The sequence below is a fragment of the Nonomuraea jiangxiensis genome (assembly GCF_900099965.1).
GTDB classification, from domain to species: domain Bacteria; phylum Actinomycetota; class Actinomycetes; order Streptosporangiales; family Streptosporangiaceae; genus Nonomuraea; species Nonomuraea jiangxiensis.
In genome coordinates this window covers 174489-188023 of sequence record NZ_FNDJ01000016.1, presented here as the reverse complement: position 1 = coordinate 188023, position 13535 = coordinate 174489, and the positions used below count along the sequence as shown (strand labels likewise).

Sequence of the window (13535 nt, the reverse complement as noted above, 5' to 3'; positions counted from 1 at the left end):
TTGACCAAGGTCAGGCGGCTTGACGCAGGTCAGGCCCCAGTGCCGCCGTCGCACCGGCAGGCCCCCGCAGCTCAGCGCGGGGGCCTGCCGGTTTTCGGTTGTCACCGCGTCCGAGGCGGACCGCCCGCGCCACCACCTGGCCGGGGCGGCGCTCGCCGTTCAGAGCAGGGTGCCGCCCGTCACCTCGAAGCCGGCGAGGGCCTCGTCGATCCTGGCCAGCGTGTCGGGGTGCAGGGTGAGGTCGGCCGCCGACAGGTTCTCCGCGATGTGGGCCGGGGTGCGGCTGCCCGGGATGGTCACCACGTGCTCGTCCTGGTGCAGCAGCCAGGCCAGCGCGAGCTGGGCCGGTGAGATGCCCAGCATCGCGGCCAGCGTCCTGATCGGGGCGTAGCGGTCGTTGTTGGCGGACAGGTTCTCGGCGGAGAAGCGCGGGGCGTTGTGCCGGAAGTCCCCCTCGCCCAGCGACTGTACGGTGCCCGTCAGGAACCCGTTGCCCAGCGGGCTCCACGCCACGATCCCCACGCCCAGCTCGCGAGCGGTGGCCAGGAGGTCCGGGTCCAGCGGGCGCCACATCGACCACTCGTTCTGCACGGCCGCGACCGGGTGCACGGCGTGGGCCGCCCTGAGCTGGGCCGCCGTCACGTTGGACAGGCCCACGTGCCTGATCAGGCCGTCCCGCACGAGGTCGGCCATGGCCCCGGTGACGTCCTCGATCGGGACGCCGGGGTCCGGGTAGTGGAGGTAGTACAGGTCGATCACGTCGGTGTCCAGGTTGCGCAGGCTGCGTTCCGCGTAGCCGCGGATCAGCCGCGGATCAGCGTTCACCCGCAGCTCGTTGAAGGCGTAGCCCACCGGGTGCGACCGGCTCGGCTCGCCCTCCGGGATCGCCAGGCCGAACTTCGTGGCGAGCACCACCTCGTCCCTGCGGCCCTTGAGGGCGCGGCCCACCAGCCGTTCGTTGTGGCCGTTCACCCCGTAGGCGTCACTGGTGTCCACATGGGTGCCGCCCGCGTCCAGTGCCGCCTTGAGCGCGGTCTCGGCGCGGGTGTCGTCGATGTCTCCGTACACACCGGGCGACAGCACCATGGCGCCGAAGCCGATGGCGGGGACCTGCAAACTTCCGAGTAGGCGTGTCCTCATGGTGGCGATGCTGCCGCCGCCGCCCATGCGAAGTCCAAGACCTCTTGCTATAACCCTTGGTTATGGAGGCGCATCTGCGGGATTTGCGATACTTCGTCGCCGTGGCCGAGGAGCTCAATGTGACGCGGGCGGCCGAGCGCCTGTTCGTGTCCCAGCCGGCGCTGTCCAAGCAGCTCAGGGCGCTGGAACGGCAGCTCGGGTTCAGGCTGTTCGAGCGGGTGCCGAGCGGGGTGGTGCTCACCCGGCAGGGCGGGACGCTGCTGCCGATCGCCCGCGACCTGCTGGAACGCTGGGCCGACGGGCTGGAGGCGGTGCGGGCGGCGGCACCCGCGGGGACACTGGTGATCGGGCTGCAGACGGCCGTCGGGCGGGGGTTGCAGCAGGAGGCCCTGCGACGCTTCCGGGCGGTGATGCCGGAGTGGGAGGTGTCGCTGCGGCTGGTCGGCTGGGACGACCCCAGCGGCGGGCTGGCCGACGGGTCGTCCGACGTGGCGTTCGTCTGGTTGCCGGTGCCCCCGGGGCTGGGCATCCACGTGCTGGTCACCGAGCGCCGGGGGGTGGCCCTGCCGGACGATCATGCGCTGGCGGGGCTGACGGAGGTGCCCTTCGCGGCGCTGCGGGACGAACCGTTCATCGCGCTGCCCGCCGCGGCCGGGCCGCTGCGGGACTACTGGCTCGGCCGCGACGCCCGCGACGACGAGCCGGTCGTCGGGGTCACCGCCCATACGCCGGAGGAGGTGTTCGAGGCCGTGACCGGCGGGCTCGGCGTGGTGCTCGTGGCCGAGGGGAACGCCGCCCTCTACGACCGCCCGGGACTCGTCTACCGGCCGGTCACCGGGTTGCCGCCGGCGGAGCTGGCCATCGCCTGGCGGGAGGGGGACGGCAGGCCGCAGGTGGCGGCGTTCGTCAGGGCGCTGCGGCAGGCCGGATGAGGCGCCGCCGCCGGCGCCCGGGATGACCCCACGGTGATGACCTTCCGGCCACAATCACGGTGGGGCCGGGGCCCGAGCCGATAGTCTTCGCGCGAAAAATGCCTTCTGACCTGTCTTGTACAGGTCCTCAACGGACTCGCAGAAGGGCGACTCGTGAGCGACTACTCGACCACCTTTGACCTGATCGACGTCGACAAGGACGGCCGCATCTCCGCCGTCGAGCTGGTACGGCTGATGGAGGTGCTCGGCCAGCCGGTGACCCTGGAGGCCGCGCAGGAGGGCGTACGCAAGCTCGACCAGGACGGTGACGGCCTGATCGACAAGGAGGAGTTCGGCGCTTTCCTCCAGAAGTGACAAAAACCAAGCCCTTGCTCCGTATCCTCTTGTCGCCGGGGTCACAACGGCGGCAGGAGGGACGATGGCCATCGAGAGTGACAGCAGCGAAAGCCGTACCCCCGCGGACATCGTGCGGAGGCTCAGGCCGGGCGTCGGCCGGGTCACCGATGAGGTGGTCGAGGAGATCCGGACCCGCATCCCCGAGTACGCCCGTCCCTCGGACGACCTCTACCTCAAGGCCGTCAGGAGGGCGGTGGAGCAGGCCGTCACGGGCTTCCTCGACCGCGTCGAGCACCCGGACGGCCCCTGGAACCCCGAGCCGTTCCGCCTGATCGGCAAGGGGGAGGCGGCCGAGGGCCGCGACCTGGAGCAGTTGCAGGCCGCGATGCGGCTGGGCGCCCGGGTGGGCTGGCGGCGGCTGACCGAGCTCGCGGGCCCGCTCGGGCTCTCCCCACAATCCCTGTACGACCTGGGCGAGGCCATCTTCGTCTACCTCGACCGGCTCGCCGACGCGGCGGCCGAGGGCTACCAGGCGGCCAGGGCGCACTCCGCGGGCGAGCTCGGCCGCCGCCGCGACCGCCTGCTCGACCTGATCCTGACCCGCCCGCCCGCCGCCCCGGCGGCCGTCGCCGACCTGGCCAGGGCCGCCGGGTGGCGGCTGCCGCGGACGGTGGCGTGCGTGGCGCTGGACGACCAGCACGGCGCCCGCCGCACCCCCGCGCTGCCACCCGACGTGCTGGCCGGCCTGGCGCGACCGGTGCCGTGCCTGCTGGTGCCCGATCCCGCCGGACCCGGCCGGGCCCAGTCGCTGGAGCACGCGCTGCGCGGGCGGCGGGCCGCCATCGGGCCCGCCGTGGCGCTGCCCGCGGCGGCCACCTCCCTGCGGTGGGCGCGGGAGGCGCTGGAGCTGTCCCGGCGGGGCGTCCTGCCGGGTGGGCTGCTGCGGTGCCAGGAGCACCTGGCCACGCTGGTGGTCTTCAAGGACGAGGAGCTGGTCAGCGCGCTGGCGGAGGTACGGCTGGCGCCGCTGGCCCACCTGCGCCCGGCGCAGCAGGACCGGCTGGCGGAGACGTTGCTCGCCTGGTTGCGGCACGGCCGGGGTGCCGGCGAGGTGGCGGCCAGGCTGCACGTGCATCCCCAGACCGTGCGCTACCGGCTGCGGCAGCTGGAGGAGCTGTACGGTGACCAGCTCACCGATCCGGACATCCGGTTCGAGCTGGAGATCGCGCTCCGGGCCCGCCAGGCGGTGCTCGCGGACCGCTGAGCCGGGTCAAGCTCGGTGGACGGCCCAGCCCCGTTCGGCGCGGTCAGCGGTGGACGGCGCGTCGGGACTCGTACCAGGTGTCGCCGGCGGGCTCACCCGCCAGGTTCCAGCTCCAGGAGACGGTCGGCGTGATGCGGCTGTAGAGGCCGGGACCGACCAGGCCGACCCGCTTCACCGGCTCCTCGGCCTCGCCGTAGACTCGCACGCCACGGGCGATGAACGGGTCGAGCGACACCAGGTCGTCGACGACCAGGGACACCTTGAGGTTGCCGGCCCGCAGGTTGCGGAACTTCCGGGTGCCCAGCACGGATCCGCCCGAGCCGCCGATCCAGAAGTGCGTGCCGTCGTACTCGAAGGCCAGCGGCACCACGTCCGGCTGCCCGTCGGCGGACACGGTGGCGACCCGGGCGAGCGGTTGCGACCGCAGGTAGGCGATCTCTTCTTCGGCGGTGGCCGTCGTGCTCGGGTCCGGCGTGCCGTTCACCATGATCGGGCTGAACGTCACCCACCAGGCCCTCGCCACGCCGGACGTGGTCGCCCGCATCGGCGCGATGCCGGCATGACTTCCCCCGCCCGCCGGGGGTAGCGGTCGTCGCATGCGACTGACCTACACCTCCGATCTGTGGTGGAAGAACGCCGTCATCTACTGCCTGGACGTGGAGACGTTCAAGGATGGCAACGGGGACGGCGTGGGCGACTTCCGCGGGCTGACGCAGCAGATCGACTATCTCGCCGGGCTCGGGGTGACGTGCCTGTGGCTCATGCCGTTCTTCCCGACCCCCAACCGGGACGACGGGTACGACATCACCGACTTCTACCAGGTGGACCCGCGACTGGGCACGCTGGGGGACTTCGTGGAGTTCATTCGGACCGCCCACGACCGGGGACTGCGGGTGATCGCCGACCTGGTCGTCAACCACACCTCCGACCAGCACCCCTGGTTCGCCGAGTCACGCTCCAGCCGTGAGTCGCCCCGGCGCGACTGGTACGTCTGGTCCGACACCCCCGAGCCCGACGACCCCACGCAGATCGTCTTCCCCGACAAGGAGGACAGCGTCTGGCAGTACGACGAGCCGTCGGGCCAGTACTACCTGCACAGCTTCTACCGGCACCAGCCCGATCTGAACGTCGGCAACCCCGAGGTCAGGGACGAGATCGCCCGCGTACTCGGCTTCTGGATGGAGCTCGGGCTGTCCGGGTTCCGGGTGGACGCGGTGCCGTTCCTCATCGAGAACGTCAACCCGCAACTGGCGAACCCGCACGAGTTCCTGGCCGACCTGCGGGCGTTCATGACGCGGCGCAAGGGCGGGTCGATACTGCTCGGCGAGGTCAACGTGCCCTACAAGGAATTAATCCGCTATTTCGGTGACGGCCTGGGCGACCAGATCACCATGTGCTTCGACTTCATCAGCATGCAGCGCGCCTGGCTGGCGCTGGCCCGCAGCGACGCCGAACCCCTCGCCTCCGCCCTGAGCGAGCGCCCCCGGCCGCCCAAGGACTGCCAGTGGGCCATGTTCCTGCGCAATCACGACGAGCTCACCCTTGACAAGCTCACGGAGGAGGAGCGGCAGGAGATCTTCGGCGCGTTCGGCCCGCGCCGGGAGATGCAGATCTTCGGGCGCGGACTGCGCCGCCGCCTGCCCACGATGCTCGGCGGCGACCTGCGGCGGATCAAGATGGCCTACAGCCTGCTGTTCTCGCTGCCGGGCACGCCCGTGATCTTCTACGGCGAGGAGATCGGCATGGGGGAGAACCTGGAGGAGGAGGGCCGCATGGCGGTCCGCGTGCCGATGCAGTGGTCCCGCGACGGCGGCTTCTCCCAGGCGCGGCCGGTGCGCCGGACCCCCGGCGGCTCGTTCGCCCCTGACCGGGTGAACGTGGAGGAGCAGAAACGCGACGCCGACTCGCTGCTGCGCTGGTTCCAGCTGCTGATCGAGCGCTACCGGGAGTGCCCGGAGCTGGCCTGGGGCGACTGCACGGTGCTGGAGAGCGGCCACCCCGCCGTCTTCGCGCACCGCTGCGACGCCGAGGGGGCCTCGGTGGTGGTCGTGCACAACCTGTGCGACACGGCCACCGACGTGCGCCTGACACTCTCCGGGCTGGAGCACTATCGGCTCACGGACCTGCTGGTGGACGGGCAGCTGGAGGTCTCGGCGGAGGGGACGGCCCTGGTCCCGCTGGGCCCGCACGACTGCCGCTGGCTACGCGCCGCTCCCCCCGAGATCTCCCCGCAGGACGCCTCCATCAAGGCCCAATAGTGAATCTGCCGGCTCATCGGCCGCTGGGCGGTTACCGGCGATTAACGTGTCCAGGTTACTCTCCGGCTCATGCAGACCAAGAAGCTCACTGTCACCGGGGCCACCGCCCTGTGCTTAATGGCCCTGGTGTCACCTCACGCCCAGGCCGCGTCCAGGCCCGACTCGGTCACCATCACCGTGATGGGCACCTCGGACATTCACAGCAACGCCCTCAACTGGGACTACTTCAAGGACGCCGCCTACTCCGACAGCGCCGGCAACAGCATCGGCCTGGCCAAGGTCTCGTCGCTGGTCAACCAGGTCAGGGCGGAGCGCGGGAGAGATCACACGCTGCTGTTCGACTCGGGTGACACCATCCAGGGCACGCCGCTGGGGTACTACTACGCCAAGGTGGAGCCGATCACCGAGCCCGGCGGCCCGGTCCACCCGATGGCCAAGGCCATGAACGCCATCGGCTACGACGCCGTGACGCTGGGCAACCACGAGTTCAACTACGGTCTGCCGCTGCTGGCCACCTGGATCAAGCAGATGAAGGCCCCGGTGCTGGGCGCGAACGCGGTCTACGAGAAGTCCGGGCGGCCGGCGTACGAGCCGTACGTGATCAAGACCATGAAGGTCAAGGGCGAGAAGCCGATCAAGGTGGGCGTGCTCGGGCTGACCAACCCCGGTACGGCCATCTGGGACAAGGCGAACGTCGAGGGCCGGCTGCGCTTCACCGACCTGGTGGAGTCGGCGCGGAAGTGGGTGCCGGTCATCCGCGCGCAGGGCGCGGACGTGGTCGTGGTGACCGCGCACGCGGGCGACAACGGCATGTCCTCCTACGGCACCGAGCTGCCGGTCGAGAACGCCTCGGCGATGGTCGCCGAGCAGGTGCCGGGCATCGACGCGGTGCTGTTCGGGCACGCGCACAACGACGTGCCGCAGCGGTTCGTCACCAACAAGGCCACCGGGAAGCAGGTGCTGCTCACCGAGCCGGGCCGGTGGGGCAACCGCCTGTCGAAGCTGGACTTCCAGCTCACCAAGCAGCGCGGCACGTGGGTCGTGACCGGCAAGTCGGCCACCACCCTCAACACGAACACCGTCCAGGAGGACCCGAACATCGTCCGGCTGCTCAAGCCGCAGCACGACGCCACCGTGAGCTACGTCAACAAGGTCGTGGCCAAGTCGGCGCAGGAGCTGCGGGCGGCCGAGTCGCCGTACAAGGACACGCCCATCCTGGACTACATCCAGCAGGTGCAGGTGGACACGGTCAAGCAGGCCCTGCCGGACAACACGCTGCCGGTGCTGTCGATCGCGGCGCCGTTCAGCCGCTCGGCCGTCTTCCCCGCCGGTGACATCAAGGTCCGGGACGTGGCCGGGCTCTACGTGTACGACAACACGCTGCTGGCGATCAAGCTGACGGGCGCGCAGATCAAGGACTACCTGGAATACTCCGCCAGGTACTTCAACCAGCTCAACCCGGGCGACCCGGTGGACGTCTCCAGGCTGACGAACGCCGGCAACACCCCCGACTACAACTACGACCAGCTCTCCGGCGTCTCGTACGACATCGACGTGGCCAAGCCGGCCGGGCAGCGGATCGCCAACCTGACCTACGACGGCGCGCCGGTCCCGGCGGACAAGCAGTTCGTGGTCGCGATCAACAACTATCGCCAGTCGGGCGGCGGCGGGTTCCCGCACGTCACCGGGGCCGAGGTGGTCTACAACGCGCAGGTGGAGATCCGCCAGGCGCTGATCGAGTACGCCACCGCCAAGGGCACCATCGACCCGGCGGACTTCGCCGCGTCCAACTGGAAGCTGACCCGCGACGGCGTACCCCTGTTCTGATCGGGTGCGGGCCGCCGGGCGATCGGCGGCCCGCCCCACTGGACGGGGCTTCGCGAGATAAGCCCCCGGCCGTGCTGGGTAGGGCGGGTGAATGAGCACAAAGGACGAGCTCCGGCAGGTCGAAGAGGACCTCGACCGGCTGCGGCGGGAGAACCGGGAAATGCGCGACCAGATGCGCGACATGGGCGTGACCGACCAGGTGGAGATCTCGGCCATCATCAGCCAGGCCGACGAGCAGGTCGAGCTGATCTCCGAGCTCGAGCGCCGCCGCGACATGTTGCGGCGGCGACTCGAGGAAGAGGGATGAGAGCGGCTCAGCGCAGATCTGCGCCGACCTCGTGCAGGTGGCGGAGCGCCTGCGCATGCGACTCGACGAACCCCGTCTGCAGGTAGCTGACGCCGAGCTCGGCGCAGTAGCGCTCGACGATCGGCTGTGCCTTACGCAGGTTGGGGGCCGGCATGCTGGGGAACAGGTGGTGCTCGATCTGGTAGTTGAGCTGGCCGAGCGCCACGTCGGTGAACCAGCCACCCCTGACGTTACGCGAGGTCAGCACCTGCTTGCGCAGGAAGTCCAGCTCGTCGTCCTTGGTGAGGATGGGCATGCCCTTGTGGTTGGGCGCGAACGTGGACCCGAGATAGACCCCGAACAGCCCCTGGTGCACGATCAGGAAGAGCAGCGCCTTGCCGAACGGCAGCACGGCGAAGACCACGCCGAAGTAGACCACGAAGTGGGTCGCCAGCAGCGTCAGCTCCAGGCCGCGACGTTTGACCGACGGCTTGAGCAGGGCCTTGACGCTGGCCACGTGCAGGTGCCACGCCTCCAGCGTGAGGAGCGGAAAGAACCAGAAAGCCTGGTATTTCGCGAAAAATCGCGGGATTCCTCGGCTTCTCGCGACCTGCTCCGTGGACCAGACGATCACGGCCGGTGAGACGTCTGGATCATGGTCCTCGTGGTTCGGGTTGGCGTGGTGACGATTGTGCTTGCTGGTCCACCAGCCCCAGCCGAGGCCGACGCCGAGATTGCCGATCAGCCGGCCCGCGAGGTCGCTCGGCCGGCGGCTGCTGAAGACCTGCCGGTGGCCGAGGTCGTGGGCGACGAAACCGAACTGCGCGAAGACCACGGCCAACGCGACCGCGACGAGCAGTTGCAACCAGGAGTCACCCAGCCAGACGAACAGAGCCCAGCCGCCGAGGTAGAAGGCGCCGATGACGCTGAGACGTACCGCATAATAAAAGTGACGCCGGTCCAGTAGACCGGCGTCCGTGATTTGGCGAGATAGTCGTGCGAAATCACTACCCCGAGTGTCTAGGGTGCCAGGACTGACCACAGGTCTCCTCAGTTCGCGATGAAGGTTGCCCTTACCTTGGCGCATCGGCGGCCAAACCGGAAGGTTTCGGCTTCGGAAGCGGCTGACAGCGATCTGGCAGCGGTCCCAGGCATCGTTGCCACCATGACACACGTGCTAATCGTCGGCTCGGGACCGACAGGATTAACGCTGGCCATCGAGCTGGCTCGTCGGGGCATCGAATTTCGTATCGTGGAAAAGTCTACCGAACCACCCGCTGGGGTGCGCGGCAAGGGCCTGCAGCCACGCACGCTGGAGGTCTTCGACGACCTCGGAGTGATCGACGAGATCCTCGCCACCGGGCGCGAATACCCGAGCCTGCGCGGCTATCAGGGGGATCGGGTGGTCTGGGAAGGGCGCATGGACGAGCTTCGCGAGCCGTCCGCCTCCGTGCCGTACCCGAACCTGATCATGCAGCCGCAGTGGCGGACCGAGCGGATCCTGCGCGACCGGCTGGCCGCGCTGGGGCACCGGGTCGAGTTCGGGGCCGAGCTGACCGGGTTCGAGCAGGACGGCGACGGTGTGACCGCCACGCTGACCGGCGGCGAGCGCGTACGCTGCGCCTACCTGGTCGGGGCGGACGGCGGCCGCAGCACCGTACGCAAGCGACTCGGCGTCGGCTTCGCGGGCGAGACGTTCGAGAGCGAGCGCATGATGCTCGCCGACATCAGGACCCGGGACCTGGACCACGACCACTGGCACGCCTGGGGGTCCCTGGAGACGAGGGCCGTGCACTTCACGATCTGCCCGCTGCCGGACACCGACCTCTTCCAGCTGGTGGCCCCGGGCGAGGGCGACATCGCGGCGCTGGTCGCCGAGCACGCGCCGCACGTGCGCATCGACGAGATCGTCTGGCGCTCGGACTACCGCGTCAACATCCGGATGGCCGAACGATTCCGCGTCGGGCGGGTGTTCCTGGCCGGCGACGCGGCCCACGTGCACTCGCCCGCGGGCGGTCAGGGGCTCAACACCGGCGTGCAGGACGCCTACAACCTGGGGTGGAAGCTGGCGGTCGGGTCGGAGGCGCTGCTGGCGACGTACGAGGACGAGCGGATGGCGGTGGCGGAGCACGTGCTCGGCCTCAGCACCCGCCTGCTCAGGACGGGCGACGTCCGGCGCGGCGACGACACCAACCAGCTCGACCTGGCCTACCTCGGCAGCCCGCTGTCGGTGGGGGAGCGCGGCGGCGAGCGGCTCGGGACGCTGTTCGCCGAGCAGCGCGGCACCGGTCTCCTGCTGCTGGGCGAGCCGGCCGGGGACCACCCGGCCAGGGTGCTGCCGCCTCTCGACGGCCAGCGGGGCGTCATTCTGGTACGCCCCGACGGCTACATCGGGTATCACGGGGAGGAGAGCGGCCTCAGCGCGTACCTCTCGGGGTTCGGCATCGAGGCGCCCCTCGCCAGGGCCGCCCGGTAGTCGTCCGCGCCCAGGGCGGCCAGGCACCGCCCCGCCAGGTCGTTGACGAAGGGATCGGCGGACTCGTCGATCCCGCGCAGCTCCCGCGCCGCGCCGAGCAGCTCCGCCGCGACCGGCGGCGCGAGGTGCTCGGCCACGCCTTCGAGCACGGTCGCCCGCGCCGTCCGGTCGGAGCAGTCCACCATCAGCTCCAGGGCCTCGCGCAGCGGCTTGACCGGGTCAGGGCCGACCCGGGCCAGCTCCACCCTCATGAACGCCCTGAACTGGGGTGGAGCGCCGGTTTCGAGCGCCAGGGCGGCCTCCAGCAGCCGGGCGGCGGTCCCCGGGTCGCCGGTCCGCCTGGCCAGCTCGGCCCTGGCGTGCATGACGCGGGCGAGCATCAGCCGGTCCTCGGAGCGCTGCGCCGCCTCCCAGGCCCGTTCCAGCGCCTCCGCGGCCCCCTGGTGATCGCCGGCCCGGGCCTTGAGCTGCCCGACCCGCAGCAGGAACGTCATGGGCCCGAGCGGCGCGTCCAGCCCCGCCAGCTCGGCGGCGAGCCGTTCGGGCTGCTCGCCCAGCGTCACCGCCGCGCCGAAGTCCCCGCGGTTCTCCGCGGCCAGTGACAGCCAGTAGTAACCGGCCCACTGCCCCCACCGGTCACCGGTGGCCCGGAACCCGGCCATCGCCGCCTCCAGCAGGTCCTCGGCCCCGGTCACCGCGCCGTACTCGAACCGTACGATGCCTCCGACCAGCAACGCCGCCGACCTGGTCCAGAGGTCGGGGTGGGCCCGCAGCCGCGCCATGCCCCGCTCGGTCACGCTCACCACGTCGGCGGGCGGGCCGAGCACGGCGCCCATGGCCCAGCAGTTGAGCGCGGCGGGGTGATCGGACCCGAGGACCACCTCGGTCGGCCCCTCGCCGCCCAGCATCCGGCACAGGCCGTGCGCCAGCTCCCGCCCCGCGGGCGGCACGTCGCCGACCCTGCGCAGCACCGCCGCGGCCTGCTCGCTCATCTCACGCAGCCGGGCACGCATGATCCAGGGCCAGAACCTGGGCAGGACGAGCCGCAGCGGGTCGTCGGAGTGCCGCAGCGCCGCGTCCAGGTTCCCCTGCTCGGCGTCGAGCATCGCCAGCCACGCGAGCTGCTCGCCCGTCCGCAGGTACGGCTCCGCCGTCTCGGCCAGCTCCGTGTAGTAGCGGGCATGGGCCTGGCGCAGCTCGGGGAGGTCGGCGGCGGCGTACTGCCTGATGGTCTCCAGCATCGTGTAGCGGTCGCCGGAGATCGCGATGAGCGACTTGTCCACGAGCGAGGAGAGCAGGTCGGGGTCGCCGCCGCAGACGCGGGCGATCGCGTCATAGGTGGCGCCGCCCGCGAACACCGTCAGGCCGCGGAGCAGCGCGCGCTCGGGCTCGGACAGCAGGTTCCAGCTCCAGTCGATGACGGCGCGCAACGTGCGGTGACGCGGCTCCGACGTACGGCCGCCGCGCAGGGTCAGCCGGTCGCCGAGCTGCTCGATCAGCACGTTCACCGGCATCGTACGCAGCCGGGCGGCCGCGAGCTCGATGGCCAGCGGGATGCCTTCGAGCTCGAGGCAGATCCGCGTGGCCTCCGCCGGGCTCACCACCAGGTCCGGCCGCGCGGCGGCGGCCCGGTGCCCGAACAGCTCGACCGCGCTCTCCCCGGGCAGCGGGAGCACCTGGTGCAGGGTCTCGCCCGGGATGTCGAGCGGCTCCCTGCTGGTGGCCAGGACACGTAACCCCGCCACCTCCGACAGCAGCCACCGTGCCACCCCGGCGGCCTCCTCGATCACGTGCTCGCAGTTGTCCAGCACGATGAGAGGGGAGGTGCCGCTGAGCGCGGTCACCGGGTCGGTCGTCTTGAGCACGCTCTCCACCGCCGCCCTGACGCCCGCGGCGTCGGCCAGCTCGACCAGCCACACCCCGTCCGGCACGTCGAGCGCCGCCGCCGCCTCCACCGCCAGCCGGGTCTTCCCGGCCCCGCCCGGGCCGACGAGCGTGACCAGGCGGGCGTCGCCGGTGAGCAGCTCTCCGATCCTGGAGAGGTCCGCCGCCCGGCCCACGAAGCTCGTGAGCCGGGCGGGCAGGTTGCTCCGCGGCTCCGGGTCCCGCAGCGCCGCCAGGTGCGCCTCCCGCAGCTCGGGGCCCGGATCGACGCCCAGCTCCGCCGCCAGGTCGGCCCTGATCCGCTCGAAGACCCGCAGCGCCTCCCCGCGCCGCCCGCAGGCCAGCAGGGCCCGCATGAGCAGTGCGTGGAACGGCTCCCGCAACCGGTGCTCGGCGACCAACTCCGCCAGCTCGGCCGCCAACTCCGCCACCCCGGCCGCCGGCTCCGTCGGGTCCGGCCCGTCGGCGATGGCACGTGCCGGGCCGGGGGTGGTGTGGGTGGCCAGGTCGGGGGCGGCCCTGGTGGCCGGGCTGGGGGTGGTGTGGGTGGCCAGGTCGAGGGAGATCCTGGTGGCCAGGGCCGTGAGGCGCAGCTCCTCCAGGCGGGCGGCCGGAGCGGTGGCGAAGGGCAGATCGGCCGCGTCCGCCAGCGCCGCGCCCCGCCACAGCGCCAGCGCCCTGTGCACGTCACCGGCCTGCACGAGCCGCTCGAACGCCCACGCGTCCACCTCGCCGGGCGGCACGTCGAGCGAGTATCCGGCGGGATGCGAGGAGATCATGCCGGGCGCCTCCCTGCGCGCCCGGGACACCAGCGACTGCAACGCCGCGAGTGGATGGGCGGGCGGCTGATCCGGCCAGAGATCGTCAATGAGCCGGTCGGCGGTGACCACGCGCCCGGGATCGAGCGCCAGCCGCACCAGCAGCACCCGCACCCGGGCACCGCCGATCTCGCCCCCCGCCACCCGCAACGGCCCCAGAATCCCGACCCGCATCCGTCCTCCCGACAGCCGCCTCCACAGTACGCACCAAGCGACCGTCGCGAGCCACGGACCTGCTCAGGGTTCACCAGCCGGAGCGTTCCCGAGCAGCCCCTCAGCGGTTCACCGGCTGGGGCGTCCCCGAGCAGGCTCTA

General features: G+C 71.3%; 11 protein-coding genes. 7 read left to right on the top strand and 4 right to left on the bottom strand.

Features of this window, described 5'->3' with window-relative positions:
• Positions 1-159: 159 nt before the first annotated feature.
• Positions 160-1140 carry an aldo/keto reductase gene (locus tag BLS95_RS32680; RefSeq protein ID WP_090940466.1) on the bottom strand — a complete coding sequence of 327 codons (981 nt, stop codon included), beginning with the start codon at positions 1138-1140 and terminating at the stop codon, positions 160-162.
• A gap of 62 nt (positions 1141-1202) precedes the next feature.
• On the opposite strand from BLS95_RS32680, the gene BLS95_RS32675 reads away from it, so the two are divergent.
• From BLS95_RS32675 to BLS95_RS32665, 3 genes are all read left to right on the top strand, one after another.
• Positions 1203-2072 carry a LysR family transcriptional regulator gene (locus tag BLS95_RS32675; protein WP_090940266.1) on the top strand — a complete coding sequence of 290 codons (870 nt, stop codon included), beginning with the start codon at positions 1203-1205 and terminating at the stop codon, positions 2070-2072.
• A 153-nt stretch (positions 2073-2225) separates the two neighbouring features.
• Positions 2226-2426, top strand: a complete 201-nt coding sequence (locus tag BLS95_RS32670) for an EF-hand domain-containing protein (RefSeq protein ID WP_090940263.1) — start codon at positions 2226-2228, stop codon at positions 2424-2426.
• 64 nt (positions 2427-2490) lie between these two features.
• Positions 2491-3672 carry a PucR family transcriptional regulator gene (locus BLS95_RS32665; protein WP_245765420.1) on the top strand — a complete coding sequence of 394 codons (1182 nt, stop codon included), beginning with the start codon at positions 2491-2493 and terminating at the stop codon, positions 3670-3672.
• Between the two features lie 43 nt (positions 3673-3715).
• On the opposite strand, the gene BLS95_RS32660 is transcribed toward BLS95_RS32665, so the two are convergent.
• On the bottom strand, positions 3716-4270 hold the full coding sequence (locus BLS95_RS32660; RefSeq protein WP_218136090.1) for a PPOX class F420-dependent oxidoreductase: 555 nt from the start codon (positions 4268-4270) through the stop codon (positions 3716-3718).
• Here BLS95_RS32660 and BLS95_RS32655 point away from each other — a divergent pair.
• The 3 genes from BLS95_RS32655 to BLS95_RS32645 all read left to right on the top strand — a co-directional run bounded on the left by BLS95_RS32655 (position 4269) and on the right by BLS95_RS32645 (position 8064).
• On the top strand, positions 4269-5930 hold the full coding sequence (locus tag BLS95_RS32655; RefSeq protein WP_090940260.1) for an alpha-amylase family protein: 1662 nt from the start codon (positions 4269-4271) through the stop codon (positions 5928-5930). The genes BLS95_RS32660 and BLS95_RS32655 overlap by 2 nt on opposite strands.
• A 69-nt stretch (positions 5931-5999) precedes the next feature.
• Positions 6000-7757 (top strand): bifunctional metallophosphatase/5'-nucleotidase, encoded by a 1758-nt coding sequence (locus BLS95_RS32650; RefSeq protein WP_090940258.1) that lies wholly within the window; start codon positions 6000-6002, stop codon positions 7755-7757.
• A 91-nt stretch (positions 7758-7848) separates the two neighbouring features.
• Entirely contained in the window at positions 7849-8064 is a 216-nt protein-coding gene (locus BLS95_RS32645; RefSeq protein WP_090940254.1) for a hypothetical protein, read from the top strand.
• Between the two features lie 7 nt (positions 8065-8071).
• Here the strand turns inward: BLS95_RS32645 and BLS95_RS32640 are convergent, their stop codons facing one another.
• The gene (locus BLS95_RS32640) at positions 8072-9007 is read right to left on the bottom strand and encodes a fatty acid desaturase family protein (RefSeq protein WP_245765430.1); all 936 of its coding nucleotides are present in this window, start codon (positions 9005-9007) and stop codon (positions 8072-8074) included.
• A 201-nt stretch (positions 9008-9208) separates the two neighbouring features.
• Between BLS95_RS32640 and BLS95_RS32635 the strand changes: the two genes are divergently transcribed.
• A complete protein-coding gene (locus tag BLS95_RS32635; RefSeq protein WP_090940248.1) occupies positions 9209-10519 on the top strand; it encodes an FAD-dependent monooxygenase in 1311 nt (436 codons plus the stop codon).
• Here BLS95_RS32635 and BLS95_RS32630 read toward each other — a convergent pair.
• The gene (locus BLS95_RS32630) at positions 10441-13395 is read right to left on the bottom strand and encodes an AfsR/SARP family transcriptional regulator (protein WP_090940246.1); all 2955 of its coding nucleotides are present in this window, start codon (positions 13393-13395) and stop codon (positions 10441-10443) included. The genes BLS95_RS32635 and BLS95_RS32630 overlap by 79 nt on opposite strands.
• Positions 13396-13535 lie beyond the last annotated feature (140 nt).